Source organism: Streptomyces sp. NBC_01294 (assembly GCF_035917235.1).
GTDB classification, from domain to species: domain Bacteria; phylum Actinomycetota; class Actinomycetes; order Streptomycetales; family Streptomycetaceae; genus Streptomyces; species Streptomyces caledonius.
Genome location: NZ_CP108423.1, coordinates 3,565,499 through 3,587,402, shown reverse-complemented (window position 1 = coordinate 3,587,402; position 21,904 = coordinate 3,565,499). Strand labels below are relative to the sequence as shown.

The 21,904-nt window shown below is 71.0% G+C and carries 21 protein-coding genes; 12 read left to right on the top strand and 9 right to left on the bottom strand.

Going from position 1 to position 21,904, the window contains the following annotated elements; translation table 11 throughout:
• Positions 1-47 precede the first annotated feature (47 nt).
• Positions 48-1,688 carry a threonine/serine ThrE exporter family protein gene (locus OG534_RS16125; protein WP_326588754.1) on the bottom strand — a complete coding sequence of 547 codons (1,641 nt, stop codon included), beginning with the start codon at positions 1,686-1,688 and terminating at the stop codon, positions 48-50.
• Positions 1,689-1,932: 244 nt separating this feature from the next.
• On the bottom strand, positions 1,933-2,427 hold the full coding sequence (locus OG534_RS16120; protein ID WP_008742522.1) for an inorganic diphosphatase: 495 nt from the start codon (positions 2,425-2,427) through the stop codon (positions 1,933-1,935).
• 163 nt (positions 2,428-2,590) lie between these two features.
• On the opposite strand from OG534_RS16120, the gene dacB reads away from it, so the two are divergent.
• From dacB to folE, 6 genes are all read left to right on the top strand, one after another.
• Positions 2,591-4,033: a D-alanyl-D-alanine carboxypeptidase/D-alanyl-D-alanine endopeptidase gene (dacB, locus tag OG534_RS16115; protein WP_326588753.1), complete on the top strand. Its 1,443-nt coding sequence runs from the start codon at positions 2,591-2,593 to the stop codon at positions 4,031-4,033.
• Between the two features lie 38 nt (positions 4,034-4,071).
• Positions 4,072-5,214, top strand: coding sequence for a zinc-dependent metalloprotease (locus OG534_RS16110; RefSeq protein ID WP_326588752.1), 1,143 nt, complete (start codon positions 4,072-4,074; stop codon positions 5,212-5,214).
• 231 nt (positions 5,215-5,445) lie between these two features.
• Positions 5,446-6,507: a tRNA lysidine(34) synthetase TilS gene (tilS, locus tag OG534_RS16105; RefSeq protein WP_326588751.1), complete on the top strand. Its 1,062-nt coding sequence runs from the start codon at positions 5,446-5,448 to the stop codon at positions 6,505-6,507.
• A gap of 64 nt (positions 6,508-6,571) precedes the next feature.
• Positions 6,572-7,132, top strand: coding sequence for a hypoxanthine phosphoribosyltransferase (gene hpt / locus OG534_RS16100; protein ID WP_030010907.1), 561 nt, complete (start codon positions 6,572-6,574; stop codon positions 7,130-7,132).
• 215 nt (positions 7,133-7,347) lie between these two features.
• Positions 7,348-9,363, top strand: coding sequence for an ATP-dependent zinc metalloprotease FtsH (ftsH, locus tag OG534_RS16095; protein WP_326588750.1), 2,016 nt, complete (start codon positions 7,348-7,350; stop codon positions 9,361-9,363).
• Positions 9,364-9,468: 105 nt separating this feature from the next.
• Positions 9,469-10,077: a GTP cyclohydrolase I FolE gene (gene folE, locus OG534_RS16090; protein ID WP_326588749.1), complete on the top strand. Its 609-nt coding sequence runs from the start codon at positions 9,469-9,471 to the stop codon at positions 10,075-10,077.
• A gap of 172 nt (positions 10,078-10,249) precedes the next feature.
• On the opposite strand, the gene OG534_RS16085 is transcribed toward folE, so the two are convergent.
• The 6 genes from OG534_RS16085 to OG534_RS16060 all read right to left on the bottom strand — a co-directional run bounded on the left by OG534_RS16085 (position 10,250) and on the right by OG534_RS16060 (position 15,399).
• Positions 10,250-10,735 (bottom strand): DUF3180 domain-containing protein, encoded by a 486-nt coding sequence (locus OG534_RS16085; RefSeq protein ID WP_326588748.1) that lies wholly within the window; start codon positions 10,733-10,735, stop codon positions 10,250-10,252.
• Between the two features lie 54 nt (positions 10,736-10,789).
• Positions 10,790-11,398: a 2-amino-4-hydroxy-6-hydroxymethyldihydropteridine diphosphokinase gene (gene folK / locus OG534_RS16080; RefSeq protein ID WP_326588747.1), complete on the bottom strand. Its 609-nt coding sequence runs from the start codon at positions 11,396-11,398 to the stop codon at positions 10,790-10,792.
• On the bottom strand, positions 11,395-11,754 hold the full coding sequence (gene folB, locus OG534_RS16075; protein WP_030010912.1) for a dihydroneopterin aldolase: 360 nt from the start codon (positions 11,752-11,754) through the stop codon (positions 11,395-11,397). The genes folK and folB overlap by 4 nt, the downstream gene beginning before the upstream one ends.
• Positions 11,755-11,885: 131 nt before the next feature.
• Positions 11,886-12,329, bottom strand: coding sequence for a nuclear transport factor 2 family protein (locus tag OG534_RS16070; protein WP_326588746.1), 444 nt, complete (start codon positions 12,327-12,329; stop codon positions 11,886-11,888).
• A 25-nt stretch (positions 12,330-12,354) separates the two neighbouring features.
• The gene (gene folP / locus OG534_RS16065) at positions 12,355-13,227 is read right to left on the bottom strand and encodes a dihydropteroate synthase (protein WP_326588745.1); all 873 of its coding nucleotides are present in this window, start codon (positions 13,225-13,227) and stop codon (positions 12,355-12,357) included.
• Between the two features lie 321 nt (positions 13,228-13,548).
• Entirely contained in the window at positions 13,549-15,399 is a 1,851-nt protein-coding gene (locus tag OG534_RS16060; RefSeq protein WP_326588744.1) for a phosphatidylglycerol lysyltransferase domain-containing protein, read from the bottom strand.
• Between the two features lie 164 nt (positions 15,400-15,563).
• On the opposite strand from OG534_RS16060, the gene OG534_RS16055 reads away from it, so the two are divergent.
• Positions 15,564-16,673: an alpha/beta hydrolase gene (locus OG534_RS16055; protein ID WP_326588743.1), complete on the top strand. Its 1,110-nt coding sequence runs from the start codon at positions 15,564-15,566 to the stop codon at positions 16,671-16,673.
• Positions 16,674-16,793: 120 nt separating this feature from the next.
• Here OG534_RS16055 and OG534_RS16050 read toward each other — a convergent pair whose 3' ends face one another.
• Positions 16,794-17,756 carry an ABC transporter ATP-binding protein gene (locus tag OG534_RS16050; protein WP_326588742.1) on the bottom strand — a complete coding sequence of 321 codons (963 nt, stop codon included), beginning with the start codon at positions 17,754-17,756 and terminating at the stop codon, positions 16,794-16,796.
• 154 nt (positions 17,757-17,910) lie between these two features.
• Between OG534_RS16050 and OG534_RS16045 the strand changes: the two genes are divergently transcribed.
• The 5 genes from OG534_RS16045 to OG534_RS16025 all read left to right on the top strand — a co-directional run bounded on the left by OG534_RS16045 (position 17,911) and on the right by OG534_RS16025 (position 21,757).
• A complete protein-coding gene (locus OG534_RS16045; protein WP_326588741.1) occupies positions 17,911-18,609 on the top strand; it encodes an ABC transporter permease in 699 nt (232 codons plus the stop codon).
• A gap of 4 nt (positions 18,610-18,613) precedes the next feature.
• Positions 18,614-19,282, top strand: a complete 669-nt coding sequence (locus OG534_RS16040) for an ABC transporter permease (RefSeq protein WP_326588740.1) — start codon at positions 18,614-18,616, stop codon at positions 19,280-19,282.
• A gap of 31 nt (positions 19,283-19,313) precedes the next feature.
• Positions 19,314-20,291: an ABC transporter substrate-binding protein gene (locus OG534_RS16035; RefSeq protein WP_326588739.1), complete on the top strand. Its 978-nt coding sequence runs from the start codon at positions 19,314-19,316 to the stop codon at positions 20,289-20,291.
• Positions 20,292-20,387: 96 nt separating this feature from the next.
• Positions 20,388-21,458: a hypothetical protein gene (locus tag OG534_RS16030; protein ID WP_326588738.1), complete on the top strand. Its 1,071-nt coding sequence runs from the start codon at positions 20,388-20,390 to the stop codon at positions 21,456-21,458.
• Between the two features lie 32 nt (positions 21,459-21,490).
• Positions 21,491-21,757 carry an imine reductase family protein gene (locus OG534_RS16025; RefSeq protein ID WP_326593655.1) on the top strand — a complete coding sequence of 89 codons (267 nt, stop codon included), beginning with the start codon at positions 21,491-21,493 and terminating at the stop codon, positions 21,755-21,757.
• Positions 21,758-21,904: the final 147 nt, after the last annotated feature.

Genomic DNA, 21,904 nt, shown 5'->3' with positions numbered 1-21,904 from the left:
CCCGCAGGCACGCGAGAGCCTGCGGGGCGTACGCGTGCCCAAGCCGGTCAGAAGCCGCGGGTCCGCTTCGCCGCACGGCGCTTCGCGGCGCTCGCGGCTCCCGGGATCCGCATGAACAGCCGTGAGGTCTCCGACCCCAGGTTCACCCCGATCGCGATGGCCAGCGCGATGGCCGCGGCGTTCACCAGCGAGCCCAGCCCCTCGTTCAGCCGGTCCTCGGCGATCAGCAGCAGCCCGTAGTAGGTCGCCGAGCCGGGCAGCAGCGGGCCGATGGCGGCCGTCACGTACGGCAGCGCGGACGCGAAGCGGTAGCGCGAGAAGAGCTGCCCGAACAGCCCCACCAGCCCCGCCGCGACGGCCGTGGACGGCACGGGCGGGATGTTGCCCGCGTAGTGCATGGCCCCGAACGTCACCCACGCCACCGCGCCGTTCAGCGTCACGATCGCCACGGTGGAGCGCTCCTGCTGGAGCAGGATCGCGAAGGTGAACACCAGCACCATCGAGGCCGCGATCTGGATCAGCGGCCGCTCGGTGATCTCCAGGACCTCCTCCGGCTTCGGGGAGGCGTCGAACTGGAGCCCGATGTAGAGCACGACCAGCACGCCCATGATGATGCCGATGAAGAGGTACATGACCTCCAGCAGCCGGGCGGAGGCGGTGATGTAGAAGCCGGTCAGGCCGTCCTGCACGGCCGCGACCAGGGCCCGCCCGGGCAGCAGCGCGAAGAGCCCGCCGGTGATCACGGCGGAGGCCTTGACGTCGATCCCGGTCATGTTCAGCGCCACCCCGATCGCGGCCGGCGGCATCGCCGCGACCACGAACTGGTAGAACTCCGGCAGCCCGCGCCCGGCGCACAGCCATGCCAGCCGGTCGCCGAGGACCGCGCCGAGCGCCGCCGCGATGAAGACCAGCACTCCGCCGCCGACCAGGGTGGAGGCGGCGCCGGCGAGCAGCCCGGCGGCGGAGGTGAGCATCCAGCCGGGGTACGGGTGCCGGTTGCGGCGGATCTCGGCGAGGCGCCGGTAGGCCTCCTCCAGCGAGATGTCGATCTCGGGGGCGCTGATGTCGTCCACCAGCCGGTAGACGGCCGAGAGCCGGTTGTAGTCGGGGCCGCGGCGGCGCACGGTCCGGTTCGCCGAGACCGGATGGTCCACCAGCGAGGGCTGGTGGGTGATCGACAGCAGGGTGAAGGTGACGGTGGGCTCGCAGCGGTCCAGCCCGTAGGAGCGGGTCACCGCGAACATCGCGGCCTCCACGTCCTCGGCGCCCTCGCCGCCCGCGAGCAGCAGCTCGCCGATGCGCAGGGTCAGGTCGAGCACGCGGCCCACGGCGGGCCCGGCCTCGCTCGGCCGCTGCACGAGATCCGGTACGGGGCGCACGTCGACCGGCATGCGCAGCATCGTGCGCATGCGGTCCTGCCAGGGGGATTCCTTGGGCCCGCCGAGGGGGAAGTCCTGGCCGGGGGTGTAGGCGGGCGGGGAGTGCGCGGCGCTGTAGGTGGCCGGCATCGCGAAAGCCGATCCCTCAGGCTCGGGCTGCACCATCTCGGCGCCCGCCGGACGGACGAATTCCGAGGTGGGCTGGTCCTCCTCGGGAACCTCCGGCTCCATCCCGGGCGGGACTGAGAAGGCGCTGTGCGCCTCGTCGGACTGGGGCTTCCTGTCCTCGGCCCCGTCGGCCTCCGCCACGCGTCCTCCCGTCCGTGATCACCTGCCGTATCAGTATGCGGAACCGTTTCCTCCCCGGCGAAGGCAGGCCGCCGCGCCGTTCAGCCTCGCCGGCGTTTGAGGCGTGGGGTCTGGGGCGGAGCCCCAGGTCCGGGCGCAGCCCGGCTCCGCACACGACAGTGGGCGGCACCCCCGCGATGGAGTGCCGCCCACTGTCGAAGCCAAGGGCCCGGGGGATCCCCCCGACCCTGCCCACCGGCGGAGCCTAGTGGTGGCCGCCCTGCGCCTCCAGGCGCTTGTACGAGGCCTCGATCTCGGCCTCGGCCTCGGTGCGGCCGACCCAGTTCGCGCCCTCGACCGACTTGCCCGGCTCCAGGTCCTTGTAGACCTCGAAGAAGTGCTGGATCTCCAGGCGGTCGAACTCGGACACGTGGTGGATGTCGCGCAGGTGCTCGACACGCGGGTCGGAGGCCGGCACGCACAGCAGCTTGTCGTCGCCGCCCGCCTCGTCCGTCATGCGGAACATGCCGATGGCGCGGCACTTGATCAGGCAGCCCGGGAAGGTCGGCTCGTCAAGGATGACCAGCGCGTCCAGCGGGTCGCCGTCCTCGCCCAGGGTGTTCTCGACGAAGCCGTAGTCGGCCGGGTAGCTGGTCGAGGTGAAGAGGCGACGGTCCAGACGGATCCGGCCGGTCTCGTGGTCCACCTCGTACTTGTTCCGCGAACCCTTGGGGATCTCGATGGTGACGTCGAACTCCACGTCCTGCTCCTCCATGATCAGCTTCATTGCTTCGAGACTGCGTTGGTGCGACTGCATGCGCGTCCGGCCCAGCCCTGCCGGGTGGGGTGCCATGCTCGCGGCAAGACGCAGTGGTTAAGTGTCCCTCACGCATATGTGTGATCGCGAAAGGGGCTGGTCCGAGGTGCCATTGGACAAGACGTGGCAGCTCATCGCAGGTGCGGCCGTCGCCGGCCTCGCCCTGTCGGTGGCAGCGGTGGCCGCCGCCGGTCCGTGGGACTCCGGCCAGCGTAAGGCCGAGCGGGACAGCGCCGCCTCCTGGGGCCGTACGGGTGGCGCAGATCACGGCGCCGGACCCGGCTCGGGAGCCCTGCCGCAGGCCGCGCCCAGCGCCCCCGGCGTACTCGGCGCCATCGGCCCCGCCGCCCCGGGCAGGCAGCCGGCCGCCCCCGCCGCCTCCGGGAGCCTCGCCGCCGCGCTGAAGCCCCTCCTCGCCGACCCCGCGCTCGGCACCGTCCGTACCGCCTCCGTCGTCGACACCGCCACCGGACAGGTGCTCTACGAGACCGGGGCGCGGGACGCGATGACCCCCGCCTCCACCGTCAAGATCGCCACCGCCGCCGCGGCCCTGGCCGCCCTCGGGCCCGAGCACCGCATCAGGACCACCGTCGCGCCCGGCACCGCCCCCGGACACATCGTCCTGGTCGGCGGCGGCGACCCCTCCCTCACCGCCAAGGAGAAGAACCCCGCCGGATCCGGCGGCAGCCTCGTCGTCCTCGCCGCCGACACCGCCCAGGCCCTCAAGGCCGCCGGCACCGACACCGTGACCCTGGGCTACGACGACAGCCTCTACACCGGCCCGGCCCGCCACCCGATCGGCGTCAACCCCAACATCGCCCTCGTGACCGCCCTGACGGCCGACGAGGGCCGCAGGGGCGACTCCACCTCCGGACCCGCGGAACGCACCGAGGACCCCTCCAAGGACGCCGCCCGCACCTTCCGCACCCTGCTGACCGAACGCGGCATCAAGGTCACCGGCGAACCCGGCCGGGCCAAGACCGCCGCCGGCGCCCAGCCGCTGGCCGTCACCCTCTCCACCCCCGTGGCCGGACTCGTCGAGCGGATGCTCACCAACAGCGACAACGACATCGCCGAAGCCCTCGCCCGGCAGACCGCCCTCGCCTCCGGACAGCCCGCCAGCTTCGAAGGCGCCGAGAAGGCCGTCACCGCCAAGCTCGCCGCCCTCGGCGTCGACGTCACCGGCTCCCGCTTCGCCGACGGCAGCGGCCTCAACCGCGCCGACAAGATCAGCGCCGGCCTCCTGACCGGACTCCTCACCAAGGCCGCCGACCCGCAACGCCCGGAGCTGCGGCCCGTCCTCACCGGACTGCCCGTCGCCGGATTCACCGGAACCCTGCGCGCCCGCAACTCCGGCAGCTCCCCCGCCGCCGGCCTGGTCCGGGCCAAGACCGGCACCCTGACCGGCGTCAACTCCCTCTCCGGCACCGTCGTCGACTCCTCCGGCCGACTGCTCGCCTTCGCCTTCCTCACCGCCGGCACCCCCGGCCCCGAGGGAGCCGAGAAGGCCCTCGACAAGCTCGCCGCCGCCGTCGCGGCCGCCTCGTAGGGGGTCCGCGGGAGGGCTGGTCCACGTACGGTTGACGCATGACGAGCATCAGTGGTGCGGAGATGGTCGACTGGAACCTCGCGGTGGCGACCGCGACCCGGCTGGTGCGACCCGGCCCGGAGGTCACCCGGGACGAGGCCCGGGCCGTCGTCGCCGAGCTGCGCAGGCACGCCAGGACCTCGGAACGGCACGTACGCGAGTTCAGCCGCATGATCCCGGAAGGCTCCGCGGTCCCCGACACACCCGTCCTGGTCGTCGACCGGGCCGGCTGGGTCAAGGCCAACGTCGCCGGCTTCCGCGAACTGCTCCAACCGCTCCTCGGCAAGATGCAGGACCGCCGCGCCGGCGCCCCCGGCGGAGCCGTCCTCGGCGCCGTCGGCGGCAAGGTCACCGGCGTCGAGCTCGGCATGCTGCTGAGCTTCCTGGCCTCCCGCGTCCTCGGCCAGTACGAGACCTTCGCCCCGGTCTCCCGCGACCTGCCCGCCTCCGCCGCGGGCGGCCGCCTCCTGCTCGTCGCCCCCAACATCGTGCACGTCGAACGCGAGCTGGAGGTGAGCCCCCACGACTTCCGGCTCTGGGTCTGCCTCCACGAGGAGACGCACCGTACACAGTTCACGGCCGTCCCGTGGCTGCGCGACCACCTCGAAGGCGAAATCCAGACGTTTCTCGGCGCCACCGAAGTGGACCCGATGACCGTCCTCGAACGCATCCGGGAAGCCGCCCAGTCCTTCGTCGGCGCCCGCCCCGACGCCGAGCGCGGCGACGAGGGACGCTCCCTCGTCGAACTCGTCCAGACCCCCGAACAGCGCGAGATCCTGGGCCGCCTCACCGCCGTCATGTCCCTGCTGGAGGGCCACGCCGACTACGTCATGGACGGAGTCGGCCCCCAGGTCGTGCCCACCGTCGCCGAGATCCGCGAGAAGTTCCAGCAGCGCCGGGCCAGCGGGGCCGGCCGCCTCGACGCCGCCCTGCGCAAGCTGCTCGGCCTCGACGCCAAGCTGCGCCAGTACCGCGACGGCGAGCGCTTCGTGCGCGCCGTCGTCGGCCAGGTCGGCATGGACGGCTTCAACCGGGTCTGGACCTCGCCGAACACGCTGCCCACCCGGGCCGAGATCGCCAAGCCCGCCGACTGGGTCGCCCGGGTCCACAGCACGGGGCGCGAAGGGAGTGAAGAAAGGTGACCCAGGGGGCGTAAACATGTCTCACTGGGGGAAGCAGCGTCACCCGTCCGAGGGACCGTGGGCCGTGGAAGGGCGTGCGATGCTCGGGGAACGGCTCGGTTCTGTCACCATCGACGCACTCTGAGTGACATCCTCCCGTTCTGCGGGGGCAGCCGGACAACACCCCCAGCACGCACCCCGAAAGCCTCCGAGGCATCCGAGGCATCCGAACTCCATCGAAGGGCACCGGACATGGGTCCCCATCCTGCGGTCGCGGCGATACGCCTGGCGGTCCGCCGCGTACTCCACGACGTCCTCACCGACCTCACCGACCACTCCCGGACGCCGTCCGGGCGCGCCCCCCACGCCGACCCTCGCACCGACGGCGGCAGCCTGCCACTCGTCCTCGTCGCCTGCTCCGGCGGCGCCGACTCCATGGCCCTCGCCTCGGCCCTCGCCTTCGAAGCCCCCAAACTCGGCATCCGCGCCGGCGGCATCACCATCGACCACGGACTCCAGGCCGGCTCCGACCTGCGCGCCGCCGAGGTCGTCACCCGCATGACCGCACTCCGCCTCGACCCGGTGGAGTCCGTCGCCGTGCGCGTCGGCCGCGACGGCGGACCCGAGGCCGCCGCCCGCGACGCCCGCTACGGGGCCCTGGACGAGGCCGCAGACCGCCTCGGAGCCGCCGCCGTTCTCCTCGGCCACACCCGGGACGATCAAGCCGAAACCGTCCTGCTGGGCCTCGCCCGCGGCTCCGGCATCCGCTCCCTCTCCGGCATGGCGGAAGTCTCCGGCGGACCCGGCCGCAGCAACCGCTACCGCCGCCCCTTCCTCCAGCTCGACCGGCAGACCGCCCGCAAGGCCTGCATGGTCCAGTCCCTCCCCGTCTGGGACGACCCGCACAACATCGACCCCGCCTACACCCGCTCCCGGCTGCGCCACGAGGGACTGCCCGCCCTCGAGAAGGCGCTCGGCAAGGGAGTCGTCGAGGCACTCGCCCGCACCGCGCAGCTCTCCCGGGACGACGCCGACGCCCTGGACGCCTGGGCCGCCGACGCGGAAGCCGGTGTGCGCGACGAGGACGGACGCCTGGAGTGCGCCAAGCTGTACGCCCTGCCCCCGGCCGTCCGCCGCCGCGTACTGCGCAGGGCCGTGGTCGCGGCCGGTTCCCCCGCGGGCTCCCTCTTCGCCCGGCACATCGAAGAAGTCGACCGTCTCATCACCGGATGGCGCGGCCAGGGCGCCATCAACCTGCCCGGCCGCGTCGAGGCCCAGCGGCAGGGTGGCAGACTTGTCATCCGGCAGGGCTGATTGGTGCTGAAACACGGCTGAGTCCTCCGGGGCACCCCCGGAGCCCCGGCCGACAACGAAAGTGATGCGGGTGGACGAGAAGGACATGGGCAACGACCTCCAGTCGGTGCTCATCACCAAGGAAGAGATCGACGCGAAGCTGGCAGAGCTGGCCGCGAAGATCGACGCGGAGTACGCGGGCAAGGACCTGCTCATCGTCGGTGTGCTCAAGGGCGCCGTGATGGTGATGGCGGACCTGGCGCGCGCCTTGTCCACCCCGCTCACCATGGACTGGATGGCGGTGTCCTCGTACGGCGCCGGGACCCAGTCCTCCGGTGTGGTGCGGATCCTCAAGGACCTGGACACCGACATCAAGGACAAGCACGTCCTGATCGTCGAGGACATCATCGACTCCGGCCTGACGCTGTCCTGGCTGCTGTCGAACCTCGGCTCCCGCCAGCCGGCCTCCCTGGAGGTCGTCACGCTGCTGCGCAAGCCCGAGGCCGCGAAGGTCGCGATCGACGTGAAGTGGGTCGGCTTCGACATCCCGAACGAGTTCGTCGTCGGCTACGGCCTCGACTACGCGGAGAAGTACCGCAACCTGCCGTTCGTCGGCACGCTCGCCCCGCACGTCTACGGCGGCTGATCCGCCTGGCCCCCCGAGGCCCCCGGAGGGAAAGCACGGCACGCTCCGGGGAACCTGGGGGCGATTCCCGCCGTTGAAGCAGGGGAAGGCGGGTCTGTCAGCCGTCCCACGGGGCCGCGGGTGACAATTCAGAGGTACATTCCGAAGAACAGTCTTTACTCACAGCAGCATTTACCTACGGGCAGGAGGGACGGGGTGCCTGGCGCCCCGTATGGATGGACGTGAAGCGATACTTCCGTGGGCCGGTCATGTGGATCGTGCTGGCCGTCCTCGCCGTGGTCGTGTTGATGAATGTCGTCGGCTCCGGCGGCGGCTACAAGTCGGTGGACACCAGCGAGGTCATCAAGGCGATCAACACTGGCCAGGTGGAAACAGCGAAGCTGACCACCGGCGACAGCCAGATGATCAAGATCGAGCTGCGCGACGGCCAGAAGCTCGGCAAGCACGACGGCACCAAGTTCCAGGCCAACTACATCGGGGATCAGGGCGTCCAGCTCGCCCAGAACCTCCAGACCAAGTACGACGCCGGTCAGATCCCGGACGGGTACTCCGTCACTCCGGACAAGACCAGCCCGTTCCTGAGCGTGCTGCTCTCGCTCCTGCCCTTCGTCCTCATCGTCGTTGTCTTCCTGTTCCTGATGAACCAGATGCAGGGCGGCGGCTCCCGAGTCATGAACTTCGGGAAGTCCAAGGCCAAGCTCATCACCAAGGACACCCCGAAGACGACGTTCGCCGATGTCGCGGGCGCGGACGAGGCCGTCGAGGAACTCCACGAGATCAAGGAGTTCCTCCAGGAGCCGGCGAAGTTCCAGGCCGTCGGCGCCAAGATCCCCAAGGGCGTGCTGCTGTACGGCCCGCCCGGCACCGGAAAGACCCTGCTCGCGCGCGCCGTCGCGGGCGAGGCCGGTGTCCCCTTCTACTCGATCTCCGGATCCGACTTCGTCGAGATGTTCGTCGGCGTCGGTGCCTCGCGTGTCCGTGACCTGTTCGAACAGGCCAAGGCCAACGCGCCGGCGATCGTCTTCGTCGACGAGATCGACGCCGTCGGCCGGCACCGCGGTGCGGGTCTCGGCGGCGGTCACGACGAGCGCGAGCAGACCCTCAACCAGCTGCTGGTCGAGATGGACGGCTTCGACGTGAAGGGCGGGGTCATCCTGATCGCCGCCACGAACCGTCCCGACATCCTCGACCCGGCACTGCTGCGCCCGGGCCGCTTCGACCGGCAGATCGCGGTCGACCGCCCGGACATGCAGGGCCGTCTGGAGATCCTCAAGGTCCACCAGAAGGGCAAGCCGGTCGCTCCGGACGTCGACCTGGGCGCCGTCGCCCGCCGTACGCCCGGCTTCACGGGTGCCGACCTCTCCAACGTCCTGAACGAGGCCGCGCTCCTCACGGCCCGCTCGGACAAGAAGCTGGTCGACAACCACGCGCTGGACGAGGCGATCGACCGCGTCGTGGCGGGCCCGCAGAAGCGGACCCGGATCATGTCGGACCGGGAAAAGAAGATCACCGCGTACCACGAGGGCGGACACGCCCTGGTCGCGGCGGCCTCCCCGAACTCCGACCCGGTCCACAAGATCACGATCCTGTCCCGCGGCCGGGCCCTGGGCTACACCATGGTCCTGCCCGACGAGGACAAGTACTCGACCACGCGCAACGAGATGCTCGACCAGCTGGCGTACATGCTGGGCGGGCGCGCAGCCGAGGAGCTGGTCTTCCACGACCCGACCACGGGCGCGGCGAACGACATCGAGAAGGCCACCGCCACGGCGCGGGCCATGGTCACGCAGTACGGCATGACCGAGCGTCTCGGTGCGATCAAGTTCGGCGGCGACAACACCGAGCCGTTCCTGGGGCGCGAGATGTCGCACCCGCGGGACTACTCGGAAGAGGTCGCGGCGCTGGTCGACGAAGAGGTCAAGAAGCTCATCGAGACCGCGCACAACGAGGCCTGGGAGATCCTGGTCGAGAACCGTGACGTCCTCGACAACCTGGTCCTCGCGCTGCTGGAGAAGGAAACGCTGAACAAGGAGCAGATCGCCGAGATCTTCTCCACGATCGTGAAGCGCCCGGCCCGCCCCGCGTGGACCGGCTCCTCCCGCCGCACCCCCTCCACCCGTCCGCCGGTGCTCTCTCCCAAGGAGCTCCAGCTGACGAACTCGGCGAACGGCACCTCGGCGGTGTCGGTGGACAAGGCCCCCGAGGCCGCGCCGGAGGAGGTCACGGACTAGTCCGTGACCTGCTTCACCCGGAATGGAAGCCGCGCCCCCCAGGTTCTAGCCTGGGGGGCGCGGCACATTTGTACGACCGCGTGTGCGGACAGGAACGAGGATGAGATGACCGACCCGGTGACCTTGAACGGTGACGAGGGCACGATCGGCGAGTTCGACGAGAAGCGGGCCGAGGCGGCTGTTCGAGAGCTCCTGATCGCGGTCGGCGAGGACCCGGAACGCGAGGGGCTCCTGGAGACCCCGGCGCGCGTGGCGCGCGCGTACCGGGAGATTCTGGCGGGTCTGTGGCAGAAGCCCGAGGATGTTCTGACGACGGTGTTCGACCTGGGACATGACGAGCTTGTCCTGGTGAAGGACATTGAAATCGTAAGTTTGTGCGAACATCATCTGCTGCCGTTCCACGGAGTCGCCCACGTCGGCTACATTCCGGCGGAGAACGGCAAGATCACGGGCCTGTCGAAGCTGGCCCGCCTTGTGGACGTCTACGCCCGCCGACCGCAGGTGCAGGAACGTCTCACGACGCAGATAGCGGATTCCCTGATGGAGATCCTCGACGCGCGCGGCGCCATTGTGGTGATCGAGGCCGAGCACATGTGCATGTCGGTCCGCGGCATCCGCAAGCCGGGCGCCAAAACCACCACGTCCGCGGTCCGTGGCCAACTCCGTGCCACGGCCACCCGAGCCGAGGCGATGAGCCTCATCATGGCGCGCTAGCCGGATTGTCGGTGCTGTCCGCTTCGGTCCCCCTCCGTGACGCCATGGAGGGGGACCGACGACCTTGTACGACTTCGGGCTCGCACCTCACCCTGACTACCTGGTGAACGGGCACCTGATCCGCACCCCGTGGGAGGCCTGATCCCGAAAGAGCCGGCCTAGGTGTATTGCCCTAGGCGCGGGCCGGGGCTTCCGGGGTGTCGTCGTCCTCGGGGAGCTTGAGCACGTGCTCCAGGAAGAGGGCGGCGGCGATGACGGCCACGCCCGCCAGGACCGAGAAGCCGGCGTACCAGGCCTGGTCGCGGCGGGCGGGGACGTCGAGGGACTCGGTCAGCAGGAAGACGCCCACGCCGCCGTACATGCCCGCGACCAGCGCCGCCACCAACGCGCTCGCCTGGCCGAAGACCACCGCGCGCGCCGCCATCAGCGGCTCGACGCCCTTGGCCCCCGGGCGGCGCTCGCGCTGGGCCTTGAGGCGGGAGCGCATCGACAGGGCCGTGGCCAGCAGGACCGCCGCGATGACGCCCAGGACGATCGGCGCGGCCAGCGGGACGCCCGGCAGCGTGCCGTACGTGTTCCACAGGCGGGCGCCCGCCCAGGACAGGACCCCGGCGACCACGAAGATGCCCGCCAGGACCGCCGGCCTCAGTTGCTTCACTTGCCCGTTCCCCGCTTTCCGCGCCGATCAGTCAGGCAGTCCACAGGGTAACGACTACTCCGGGAGGTGGAGTTCCAGGTCGGGGCGCGGCGTGACGCCGCTCAGGCCGATTTCGGCCAGGAGGGCGTTGACCGGGCCGCGGCCGGGGATCTGGGCTTCCGGGTCGATGTCGTGCCAGGGGGCCAGCACGAAGGCGCGCTGGTGGGCGCGCGGGTGCGGGAGAGTGAGGACGGGGTCGTCGGAGACCCTGTCGGCGTACGCGACGATGTCCACGTCGATCGTGCGCGGGCCCCAGCGCTCCTCGCGGACGCGGTCGAAGGCCTCTTCGATGGCGTGGCCTCGCTCCAGGAGCGAGGAGGGGGGCAGCGTGGTCTTCACGGCGATGACCGCGTTGAGGTACGAGGGCTGCGAGCCGGGCGCGACGCCCCACGGCGCGGTCTCGTAGACGGGGGAGACGGCCTTGACCCGCAGGCCGGGGGTGTCGCCGAGGGCGTCGATGGCGCCCTGGAGGGTCTCCAGGCGGTTGCCGAGGTTCGCGCCGAGCGCGATGACGGCCCATTTCGGGTTGGACAGGGTGACGTCCGCCGCGTCGACCGTCTCGACGACGGAGGCGGGTACCGGCTGGACGGTGGGGTCGCTCGGTGCGTTCAATCCGTTGTTCATGCGCGGCTCCGGGTGATCGTGATGGTCACGTCGTCGAAGGGGACGGTGATGGGCGCGTCCGGCTTGTGGACGACGACCTCCACCTGTGCCACCGCTTCGTGCTTGAGGCACTGCTGGGCGATCCGCTCGGCCAGGGTTTCGATCAGGTCGACGGGCTCGCCCTGGACCACGTCGACGACTTCTTCCGCTACTACCCCGTAGTGCACGGTTTTCGCCAGGTCGTCTCCGGCCGCGGCGGGGCGGGTGTCGAGGTGCAGCACGAGGTCGACGATGAAGGTCTGGCCTTCCTCGCGTTCCCGGGGGAAGACGCCGTGGTGCCCGCGAGCCTTGAGGCCGCGCAGCGCGACACGATCCACGCGAATCACTCCTGCTTTCGTAGTGCTTCCGGCCCCCGGGGCTCCCCGGGGCCATGGGCCTACGCCGAGTGCGGTCGGCGTCGTCCGTCTTCGAATTTACCTGCGAAATACTCCGGGTCCCGCCGTCGGGGTCAGGAGCCGTCGTCCTCGTCGTCGTCGTCGGACTCCGTGAGCACGGGAGAACCGTGGTGGGACCACAGTCGCCAGCCCTCGGATGTGCGTCGGAACACATTCGTGGCGACGACCAGCTGGCCCACGAGCGGGCCGAGCTCTCCGCCGTCCTCGGCGGGGCCGCCGCTGAGGATGTTCTCCGTGCAGGTCACCAGGGCGGTGTCGGCTATGACGGCCACCTTGGTGTCGGTGAGGAAGAACTGGATGTAGTCCGTGTGGGACATGATCAGCGCGTACGAGCGCAGGACCTCGCCGCGGCCCGAGAGCACCGGCCAGCCGGGGTGCACGCAGGAGATCTCGTCCTCGAGCCAGAGCGCCGACAGAGCGTCGAAGTCCCCCCGCTCCATTGCCTCGTAGAAGGCCGTGTTGACCTCTTCGACCGCTTCGATGTCGGTTCTGCTCACGGTGCTCCTTGTCGGTCGTTGAGGATCAGAGTGCCCCTTCCACGGCGCGGGCCACCCGAACCGCGTCCGCGGTCGCCCGTACCTCGTGGACCCGTACGGCCCAGGCGCCCTGGTGGGCGGCGATCGCCGACACGGCGGCCGTGGCGGCGTCGCGTTCGCGGGCGGGCGGCGGGGTGGCGTCGTCCGTGCCGGCCAGGACGCGGCCGAGGAACCGCTTCCTCGACGCGGCGACCAGCAGCGGGAAGCCCAGGGCGCGGAGCTCGGGCAGGTGGGCGACCAGGGCCAGGTCGTGGTCGGCGTTCTTGGCGAAGCCGAGGCCGGGGTCGACGAGGAGCCGCTCGGGGGCGATCCCGCCGGCCACGACGGCGTCGATCCGAGCCCGGAGCTCGGTGGTGACCTCGGCGACCACGTCCTGGTAGACGGCGAGGCTGTTCATGCCGGCGCTGAAGCCGCGCCAGTGCATCACCACGAAGGGGACCTCGGCGGCGGCGACGGCGGGGATCATGGCGGGGTCGGCGAGGCCGCCGCTGACGTCGTTGACGAGGAGGGCGCCGGCTTCGACGGCCCGGGCGGCGACGGTCGCGCGCATGGTGTCGACGGAGACGGTGACGCCTTCGGAGGCGAGGCCGCGGACGACGGGGACGACCCGGCGCAGCTCTTCCTCCTCGTCGACGCGGGAGGCGCCGGGCCGGGTGGACTCGCCGCCGACGTCGACGAGGTCGGCGCCCTGTTCGACGAGTTCGAGGCCGCGCTTGACGGCCGCGGTGGTGTCGAACCAGCGGCCGCCGTCGGAGAAGGAGTCGGGGGTGACGTTGACGACGCCCATGACTCCGCAGCGGTTCCATTCCGGCAGACCTGCGACCTGACCCCTGCCGGTGGCTCCGCGGTTCGTGTTCATAGGTCCAAGGGTAGGGCTGACCTGGATACGGCAGGGCCCGTGCCCTGGCCGGTGCCCTGGCCGGGCGGTGCGGAGGGGTTGTGGCCCGGGGCGGCTTCCTGGGGCTCCGCCCCGGGCCCCGCGCCTCAATCGCCGGCGGGGCTGGAAGAACGGGGCGCTGCCCCGGGCCCCGCGCCTCAATCGCCGGCGGGGCTGAAAAGAGCGGGGCTCCGCCCCGGGCCCCGCGCCTCAAACGCCGGCGGGGCTGGAGGGGGGCGGGGCTGGAGGGGTGGCGGGGCTGGAGGTGGCCGGCGGGGCTGGAATTGCCCCGCCGGGGTTGGGTCAGGCCGCCTGGACTTCGCGTTCCGGCTGCTTCGGGACGGTCGTCATGCGGGTGTGCGTGCAGGTGCGGACCGGCTTGGGGCGGCGGCGGCTGGCGAAGAGCCGCGGGAGGGCCAGCGTCACGAAGCCCTCGGCCTGCATCGCGGCGAAGCCGATGCGGGGCAGGTCGCGGGTGGTGCGGAAGACCACGAAGCGGGGCTCCCAGCGGGGGCGGAACTTCGCGTTGAACTTGTAGAGCGACTCGATCTGGAACCAGCGGGAGAGGAAGACCAGCAGGTTGCGCCACATCCGCAGCACCGGGCCGGCGCCGATCTTCTCGCCGCGGGCGAGGGCCGAGCGGAACATCGCGAAGTTCAGGGAGACCTTCTCGATGCCGAGGGCGGGGGCGGCCTCCAGGGAGGCGACGATCAGCAGCTCGTTCATGCCGGGGTCGGCCCCGCGGTCGCGGCGCATGAGTTCCAGGGACATGCCGTCCTTGCCCCACGGCACGAAGTGCTGGATGGCCTTGAGGTCGCCGAAGGGGCTGGTGTCGCCCTCCTCGACCCGGTGGGCGGTGGCGATGTAGCAGTCGCCGTCGCCCGGGTCGCCGACCCGGCCCAGCGCCATCGAGAAGCCGCGCTCGGTGTCGGTGCCGCGCCAGGCCTCGGCCGCGCCGCTCACCTGTTCCAGCTCGGCCGCGGTGAGTTCGCTGACCCGGCGGACCTTGGTGGTGTATCCGTTGCGCTCGATGCGCTTCACCATCTGGCGGACATTGCGCATGGCGCGGCCCGAGAGGGAGAAGTCTTTGACATCGACAATCGCCTCGTCACCCAGTTCCAGGGCGTCGAGACCGGTCTCGCGGGTCCAGACCTCGCCGCCGGTCTCGCTGCAGCCCATGACGGCAGGGGTCCAGGAGTGGGCCTTGGCCTCCTCCATGAACCGCTCGATCGCGCCGGGCCAGGCCTCGACGTCGCCGATGGGGTCGCCGGAGGCGAGCATCACGCCGGAGACGACGCGGTAGGTGACGGCGGCCTTGCCGCTGGGGGAGAAGACGACGGCCTTGTCGCGGCGGAGCGCGAAGTGGCCGAGGGAGTCGCGGCCGCCGTGCTTGGTGAGCAGTTCGCGCAGCTTGGACTCGTCGTCGGGGGTGAGCCGGGCGGCCGGGTGCTCGGGGCGGAAGGCCAGGTAGATGGTGGTGAGCGCGGTCAGCATGCCGAGGGCGCCGAGGGAGTATCCGACGGTCCAGGACACCCGGCCGGCGTAGTCGACGGGTCCCTCGAAGCCGAAGAGGCCGTAGACGACGTGCGTGATCTGCTCGTACAGGCTCGGGTTGCCGACGACCTTGCCCGGGTGCACGTTGACGATGACCAGGCCCAGGCCGATGGAGCCGGCGCTCATCAGCACGAAGTTCGCGAGCGCCTTCCAGCGGCTGCGCGGGTCGGGCAGCGCCTTGAACTCCCTCTGGTGGCGCAGCAGCAGTGCGAGGAGCACCGCGGCGATGACCACGCCGATGACCGAGTGGCGGTACGTGAACTGCGCCGCCGCGCCCGCGGGCAGCAGGACAACGGCGGCCCGCCAGGCGCGCCGCTTGTGCCGCTTGAGGCCGTGGGCGAGCAGCAGGAGCAGTACGCCCGAGCTGATGGAGAGGGCTGCCGCGAACGGGCCCAGGGAACCGGGCAGGACTTCCGTCACCGCGTGGATCCGGCTGTGCCGGAAACGCGGGAAGACTCCTGCCGCGATGTCCAGAAGGCCGACGATCATGACGGCCGTACCTACCAGGCCGGGCACCGACTCCGGCTGTGGTCCTCGGAGGATTCGGCGGACCCTGCTCGGAACCTGTCCCGACTTATCGCCATCTATCCTGCTAGACATCGCTTCCCGTTGCTCCGCGAGAGATCAAGTGGCCGAAGGCCGCGACAGCCTCCGGTGTGTGGTGCGTCCCTTAGGACGACATCGACGAGGAGCGGGTTCACTCTTTCGCCGGAAAATTCGTCGGAAAAAAACTGTCCTGCCACCAGAAAGTCGACTGACTGCTCATGGGTCTCACGAGTACCACGGTTCTGGCGTTGGCCGTCCTGGCCGGTGTGCTGTTGTTCGCGGCCACCGTCTGGTTCTGGCCGAAGCTCTCGGGCCGCACCTGGCGCGCGTTCGTCGGCCGGGTCGCGCTCCTGCTGGCGACGCAGCTGGCGCTGTTCTCGGCTGTGGGTCTCGCGGCTAACAAGTCGTTCCTCTTCTATGGCTCCTGGGCCGACCTGCTCGGCCAGGAGACGTCCATGGGCAAGGTCGTCGACCACTCGATGAGCAGCAAGGACATCAAGGTCGTCGACAAGCAGAAGCTGGACGTGCCCGGTGGCGCCAAGCCCCAGGTCGGCGGTCAGATCCTGAAGGTTGCCATAACCGGGCAGAAGTCGAAGATAACGAGCCCCGGCTACGTGTGGCTCCCGCCGGAGTACTTCCAGCCGCAGCACAAGGACCAGAACTTTCCCGCCTCCATCGTCCTGACCGGCTACCCGGGCACCGCCGAGAACCTGATCAAAGGGCTCGACTACCCGATGAAGGCCTTCAGCCTGTCCAAGGCGGGCAAGATGAAGCCGATGATCCTGGTCATGATGCGCCCGACGATCGCGCCGCCGCGTGACACCGAGTGCGTCGATATACCCGGTGGCCCGCAGACCGAGACCTTCTTCGCCGAGGACCTCCCGCAGGCCATCACGGACACGTTCCGGGTCGGCAAGAAGCCCGAGAACATGGGCTTCATCGGCAACTCGACCGGTGGGTACTGCGCGCTGAAGATCGCCGCGCACTACCCGCAGACCTTCGGTGCCGCCGCGGGTCTGTCGGCGTACTACGAGGCTCCGGACGACCCGACGACCGGTGACCTGTTCCACGGGGACGACAAGCTGAAGAAGCGTGCGGACGTGCTGCACAGCATCGAGAACAAGAAGCCGACCGGTACGTCCTTCCTCGTCACCAGCAGCGAGAAGGGCGAGCCGAACTTCGCCGACACCAAGAAGTTCATCAAGAAGGTGCAGGGCCCGGACCGGGTCTCCTCCATCATCCTCGACAGCGGTGGCCACAACTTCAACACGTGGCGACGTGAGATCCCGCCGATGCTGATGTGGATGAGCGGCCGCATCGAGGCCTGACGGGCCGACGGCCCGGATCGTTCGTGCCCGGCGGGCGCGAGAGCACCCCGTGACCGGCCCTTCGGGGCCGGTCACCGCTCTTTCCGGGAACGGTCACCGTTCCTTCCGGGACCGGGCCGGCTACGCCTCCTGCAAGTGGGCCCGGCGCAGGGCCCGGTGGACGCTCTCGGGGGTCAGTACGCCGATCAGCGCGCCGGAGTCCGGATCCGTGACCCCGATCCGGCCCGAGTCCTCCTGCAGCAGCGCGGCGAGCGCCTCGCGCAGCGTCGCCCCCAGCTCCACCGCCGCCTGTGGGGCCTTGCCCTCCGCCGCCGCCAGGTCGGCCGTCCCGACCGTGGTGACCGCGAGCCGCTTGAGCCCGCGGTCGGCGCCGACGAAGGAGGCCACGTACGGGGTGGCCGGCGCCGCGAGCACCGCCGCAGGGCGGTCGAACTGCTCGATGGTGCCCGACCCGTAGACGGCGATGCGGTCGCCGAGCCGGATCGCCTCCTCCAGGTCGTGCGTGACCAGCAGGATCGTCTTGCGCACGGTCTTCTGCAGCGTGAGGAACTCGTTCTGCAGCCGCTCGCGCACCACCGGGTCCACCGCGCCGAACGGCTCGTCCATCAGCAGCACCGGCGGATCGGCGGCGAGCGCGCGGGCCACGCCGACGCGCTGGCGCTGCCCGCCCGAGAGCTGCTCCGGGTACCGGCCCCCGTACACGGCCGGATCCAGCCCCACCAGTTCGAGCAGTTCGGCCGCCCGCGCGCGGGCCTCGGCCTTCGGGGTGCCGAGCAGCTGCGGCACGGTCGCCGTGTTCTCCAGGACGGTCTTGTGGGGGAACAGCCCGACCTGCTGGATGACGTAGCCGATCCGGCGGCGCAGCCGGACCGGGTCGGTGGTCGCGATGTCCTCGCCGTTCAGCAGGATCCGGCCGGAGGTGGGGTCGATCAGCCGGTTGACCATCTTCATCGTGGTCGTCTTGCCGCAGCCGGACGGTCCCACGAGCGTGACCAGTTCGCCCTCCGCCACCTCGAAGGACAGGTCCTCGACGGCCGTCGTCCCGTCGGGGTAGCGCTTGGTCACATGCTCGAATCGGATCACGGGCCCCATCCTTCCGCACGGGCGCCGCGGTTTTGTGAAGGGCATGTTGCCCCTGTGCGAAGGAATCCGGCCATCGGGGGTGCGGCGGGTTAGGGTCGCTGGGCCGGGTGATCGTGAAGACGTCTGTTCGACGAAGTGGCGGGGGGTGAGATGCGTGGCGGGGCAGAACTGCCTGGTGGCGAACGACTGGATCTGCTGGGACTACGTGTCCTCCCGCTCCCAGGAACTGACCGACGCCACCCTCGAACACGTCTGGATCACGGGCGTGTCGGTCCTGATCGGCGTGGCCGTGTCCGTGCCGCTCGCCCTGCTGGCCCGCCGCGGCCGCGGCTGGGCGGCGCCCGTGCTGGCCTTCACCACCCTGCTCTACACGGTCCCCTCGCTGGCCATGTTCTCCCTGCTGCTGCCGGTCTTCGGGCTCTCGGCGGCGCTGGTGGTGACCGGGCTGGTGCTGTATTCGCTGACCATCCTGGTCCGCAACGTGCTGGCCGGGCTGGAGGCCGTCCCCGACGAGGTACGGGAGGCCGCGCGCGGCATGGGGTACGGCCCGGGGCGGCTGCTGTGGCAGGTCGAACTGCCGCTGGCGCTGCCCGCACTGCTCGCCGGTGTGCGGATCGCCACCGTCTCGACGGTCGCGCTGACCACGGTCGGCTCCATCGTCGGCAAGGGCGGCCTCGGCAACCTCATCGCCCCGGCCGTGAACACCTCCTTCAAGGCCCAGGTGCTCACCGCCTCCGTGCTGTGCGTCCTGCTGGCGCTCGTGGCGGACCTGCTGCTGCTCGGTCTGCAGCGGCTGCTCACGCCGTGGACCCGGGCCGGCGCCCGCCCGGCGGTTCCCGTGAAGGGGGCCTGAGGCCGTGGGCGTGATGGGAGAGGCCTGGGACTGGCTGGCGAACGGAGCCAACTGGTCGGGGGAGAGCGGTGTCTGGCACCGGCTGGGCGAGCACGTCTACGTCAGCGGGATCGCGCTCGCGATCGCCTGCGTGATCGCGCTGCCGATCGGCCTGTTCCTCGGCCATCTCGGCAAGGGCGGCGCCCTCGCGATCAATCTCTCCAACGCCGGCCGGGCCGTTCCGGTCTTCGCGGTGCTGGCGCTGTTCATGGTCTCCCCGCTGCGCAACGCCGGCTATCTGCCGACCATCATCGCGCTCGTGCTGTTCGCCGTTCCGCCGCTGCTGACGAACGCGTACGTCGGCATGCGCGAGGTGGACCGCTCGGTGGTGGAGGCGGCCCGGGGCATGGGCATGTCCGGCGGCCAGCTCTTCCTGCACGTCGAACTCCCGCTCGCGCGGACCCTGGTGATGACGGGGCTGCGCTCGGGCGCCGTGCAGGTCATCGCCACGGCGACGATCGCCGCCATGGTCGGCCAGGGCGGCCTCGGCCGGATCATCACCGCCGGCTTCAACACGTACAACACCCCGCAGGTCGTCGCGGGCGCCCTGCTGGTGGCCGCGCTGGCGCTGCTGGTGGAGGGCCTGCTGGTGGCGGCGGACCGGCTGCTGCCGCGGACGGCGGCGGCCCGCTGATTCCTGTCCATCGCCTCGATCGGAGTTCCCCATGACCAAGACCACGCGCGTCCTCGGCGCGTCGCTGGGCGCCCTCGCCCTGACGGTGTCGCTGGCCGCGTGCGGCGGCGACAGCCTGGAGAAGAGCAAGGACGGCGGGTCGTCCGCTCCGGCCGCGGAGGGCAAGGGCAGCCTGGTGATCGGCGCGGCCGGGTTCACCGAGTCCAACGTCCTGGCGGAGCTGTACGCGCAGGTCCTCAAGGACGCGGGGTACAGCACCTCGGTCAAGACGGTCAACAACCGCGAGCTGTACGAGCCTGCGCTGGAGAAGGGCGAGATCGACGTCGTCCCGGAGTACGCGGCCACGCTCGCGGAGTTCCTCAACGCCAAGGTGAACGGCACCAAGGCGCCGGAGGAGAAGCCGGTCGCGTCGAGCGACGTCGCGGCGACGGTGGCGGGCCTGGAGAAGCTCGCGGCCCCGCTCGGCCTGAAGGCGCTGGCCGCGGGCGGGGCGGTCGATCAGAACGCATTCGCGGTGACCGGGGAATTCGCCCGGAAGAACAACCTGAAGACGCTTTCCGATCTTGGGAAGTCCGGACTGAAGGTGAAGATCGCGGCGGGCGACGAATGCGCCGTCCGGCCGTTCTGCGCACCGGGGTTGACGGCAACATACGGAATTCAGGTTTCCGGTATTGACCCGAAGGGCGTCGGCACCCCGCAGGCCAAGCAGGCGGTCAAGGACGGCGTCGACCAGGTCGTGCTGACCACGACCACGGACGCCACGCTCGACAGCTACGGCCTGGTCCTGCTGGAGGACGACAAGAAGCTCCAGAACGCCGACAACGTACTGCCGGTGGTCAATGCCAAGGACGCGGGCGGCCCGGACATCGCGGCCGCGCTCGACAAGCTGACCAAGCTGCTCACGACGGCCGATCTGGTCGACCTGAACCGGAAGGTGGACGCGGAGCGCGCCAAGCCGGCGGACGTGGCGAAGGCGTACCTGGAGTCCAAGGGCCTTCTCAAGAAGTAGGCGTTACGGGGTGATACGGGAATGTGGGGTAACCGCCCGGGAACAGATTGCCGGGCGGGTATCCCACTCGACACCGCGCCCTGTAAATTTCGGGCCATGCCCCGTGGACGCCACCGCAATCCCGAACCTCTGCACCGGCTGCTCACGCCGACGGCCGTCGCCGGTGTCTCCGTCACCAGTGCCGGCGCGGCCTGGCTGCTGGCGGGCCCCGACGACGGCGTCGCGCTGAGGCTGCTCGTGGCCCTGACCGCGGCCGCCGGGATCGCCGGCGCCGTCATGATGCGGGCCTGGGACCGCTCGGCGGGCCGCCGCGTCGCGGAACTCGCGCGGGAGCGGGTCAAGGACGAGTGGAAGACGGACGAGCGGATAGCCGAGCTCGAATCCGATCTCGAAGAGGCCCGGATGCTGCGGGCCAGGCTCGACGCCAAGCTGCGCGCCAAGCGGGTCGAACTGGCGGGGCTGCGGGGCGAGCACGCGGCGCTGCTGCGGCGCTACGCGACCGCCGAGACCGAGCGCGCGAGCGCGCTGGAGGGCCGCCGGCTGCTGGCCATCGAGGCCTCCGCCGCTCCGGCGTCCGCGGCCGCGCCGAAGGAACTTCCGGCCGTCTCCGACGAGCGCACCTCGGCGGGTGCGCCCACCTCGCTCGGCTACGCCCGGGCCCATGCGGCTCTGGGGGCGCTGGCCCGCAAGCGGCGGTCGGAGCAGCGGGCGCTGCCCGCGGCGCCGCCGTCGGCGACCGACTCCGCTCCCTCCTCTGCTTCCGTTTCCGCTGCGGCTCCGGCGGTTTCCGCTCCGGCCTCCGCTCCCGCGGCCTCGCTCCCCGCGCGCCGTCCGGCCGCGGCGGTGGCCCCGTACGCGGCCCAGCGGCGTGCGGCCTCCCGCGTCGAGGGCGGCTTCGACTTCTTCGGCACCAAGAACGCGGCGCAGGCCCGCGCGGCCATCGAGGCGGTCCAGCACGAGGACCTGGCCGACGTGGTCGGCGCCGAGGCCCTCGCGGTCCACGAGGCGGAGTCCGGCCGGGCCGTCGCCGAGCCGGCGCCCGCCGAGGGTCCGGCCGAGATCGAGGCCGCCGCCGAGAACGGCGCGGTGGGCCAGGTCATCGACCTGACCGCCCATGACGAGACCGAGCCGATCGAGGTGGTCCGGCTCCGCACCGCGATCTCGTAGCGCGCGAGCGCCGCCGGGCGGGCCGGACGGGGATCCGGAGGCCTACGGGGCGTACGAGGCCACCAGCCGGGCCAGGTGGCGGCCCGCCACCAGGAGCGGGGTGCGGCTCTGCCCACGAGCGCCTCGCGATGTGTGCTGCCAGTGTCGAGCACGTCCTGTACACCGCCGCCGACTCGGGTGTGGACACCGGCATCCTGGCCGCGCACGCCGCGCTCTACCGCCGCGGGGTCGAGGCGGGCTTCGGCGCCGACAGCAGCTCGCGCCTGATCGGGATCCTGGGCGGCAAGTCCGCCGCCTAGTGCCGTGACCGGCAAGGTTCACCGGGTCACGGCCCCCGGCACGGCACCTCGCCGCGTTGTCGGACCGCGCAAGTACGTCCAGTACGAGCTGCGGCCCTCCGCCTTGCGATGCACCGCACCGGACGCCGCGCCCCGGCAAACCTTTCC